Raw genomic sequence first — 2,385 nt, 5'->3', positions numbered from 1 at the left:
GCCTGCGGTGACTACCGTCACCGATACTGTCGACACCTCGACCGTCAGCCTGACCGCCACGCCATCGGTGGCCGAAGGCGGTACCATCGTGTACACCGCCACGGTGACCGCACCGGTAACCGGCTCTGCCGTGGTGGTCACCCTGGCCAACGGCCAGAGCATCACCATCCCGGTCGGACAAAGTTCCGGCACCGCCACAGCCGCTGTCAGCAACGACGTCTACCAGGGCCATCCAGCTGTCAGTAACAGCATCAGCAACGTCTCGGGAGGCAACTACGAAAACCTGGTCGCGGATAAGAGCCAGGTCAGCACCAGCGTGACCGATGTAACGGATACCACCACTGTCACATTGACCGCAACGCCATCCGTGGCCGAAGGTGGCACCATCATCTACACGGCTAGTGTGGGTGCCCCCGTCACTGGTAGCCCTGTCGTGGTAAACCTGGCCAACGGCCAGACCATTACCATTGCCGTAGGCCAGAGCTCCGGCACCGCCACCGGCGCCGTCAGTAACGACGTTTACCAAGGCCACGCCCCCATTACCAACAGCATCACCGCTGTCAGCGGTGGTAATTACGAAAACTTGGTTGCCAACAGCGCCACGGTCAGTACCACCGTGACAGATGTAACGGACACCACCACCGTCACCCTGACGGCCACTCCAAGCGTGGTCGAAGGTGGCACGATCCTTTACACCGCGAGCGTGGGTGCGCCGGTTACCGGCAACCCGGTGGTGGTCACCCTGGCCAACGGCCAGTCCATCACCATTCCAGTCGGCCAGAGCTCCGGCACTGCCACGGTTGCGGTCTCCAATGACGTCTACCAAGGCCATGCCCCGGTCACCAACAGCATCACCGCCGTCAGTGGCGGCAACTACGAGAACCTGGTGGCTAACAGCGCCACGGTCAGCACTAGCGTCACCGACGTGCAAGACACCACCACCGTCACGCTGACGGCGACGCCGAGCGTGGCCGAAGGTGGCCAGATCGTTTACACCGCTACCCTCACCAATGCCGCTCAGTCGCCGGTCACCGTGACCCTGAGCAATGGCCAGACCATTACCATCGCTGCCAACCAGACCTCCGGCAGCATCGCGGTCGCCACCCACGGCGATAACCCATACCTGGATGCCGGCAAGGTCAGCGCGAAGATCACCAGTGCTTCGGGGGGCAACTTCGAGAATTTGGCGGTCGACAGTACGCCTGCGGTGACCAATGTCACTGATACCGTCGACACTTCGACCGTCAACTTGACTGCCACGCCGTCGGTGGCTGAAGGCGGCACCATCGTCTACACCGCCACGGTGACCGCACCGGTTACTGGCTCTGCCGTGGTCGTGACCCTGGCCAACGGGCAGACCATCACCATCCCCGTCGGGCAAAGTTCGGGAACCACCACGGCGGCGGTCAGCAACGACGTCTATCAAGGCCACGCGGCCGTCACCAACAGCATCAGCAACGTATCGGGCGGCAACTACGAAAACCTGGTCGCCAATCAGGCGCCGGTCAGCACCAGCGTCACCGATGTGCAGGACACCACCACGGTCTCGCTGTCGGCCACCCAGACCGTCGCCGAGGGCGGGCAGATCATCTACACCGCGACCCTGACCAATGCCGCTCAGTCGCCGGTCACCGTGACCCTGAGCAATGGCCAGGCCATTACCATCGCTGCCAACCAGACCTCCGGCAGCATCGCGGTTGCCACGCATGGTGATAACCCGTACATCGATGCCGGCCAAGTCAGCGCGCGCATTACTGGTGCTTCGGGGGGCAACTTTGAAAATTTAGCGGTCAATAGTGCGCCAGCGGTGACCACCGTCACCGATACCGTCGACACCTCGACCGTCAGCCTGACCGCCACGCCATCGGTGGCCGAAGGCGGCACCATCGTGTACACCGCGTCGGTGACCGCACCGGTCACCGGTTCTGCCGTCGTGGTAACGCTGGCCAACGGCCAGACCATCACCATCCCGGTCGGGCAGAGTTCCGGCACGGCTACCACTGCAGTTTCCAACGACGTCTACCAAGGCCATCCAGCTGTCAGTAACAGCATCAGCAACGTCTCGGGAGGCAACTACGAAAACCTGGTCGCGGATAAGAGCCAGGTCAGCACCAGCGTTACCGATGTGCAGGACACGACTACCGTGACCTTGACTGCTACTCCATCCGTTGCCGAGGGTGGGAGCATCACCTATACCGCCACCGTGGGCGCACCCGTCACCGGCAGCCCGGTGGTGGTCAGCCTGGCCAACGGCCAGACCATCACTATCCCGGTTGGCCAAAGCTCCGGCACCGCTACCGGCGCGGTGTCCAATGACGTCTACCAAGGCCATGCGGCTGTCACCAACAACATCACCAGCGTCAGTGGCGGTAATTACGAGAACCT

1 protein-coding gene is annotated in these 2,385 nt (G+C 62.7%); it reads left to right on the top strand.

Going from position 1 to position 2,385, the window contains the following annotated elements; genetic code table 11:
- A partial coding sequence (locus APH28_RS28945) for an immunoglobulin-like domain-containing protein (protein WP_371263113.1) occupies positions 1-2,385 on the top strand: 2,385 nt, incomplete at both ends.

It is taken from the genome of Pseudomonas sp. NBRC 111124 (assembly GCF_001320245.1).
Taxonomy (GTDB): domain Bacteria; phylum Pseudomonadota; class Gammaproteobacteria; order Pseudomonadales; family Pseudomonadaceae; genus Aquipseudomonas.
This window is presented reverse-complemented; position numbering and strand designations above follow the sequence as displayed.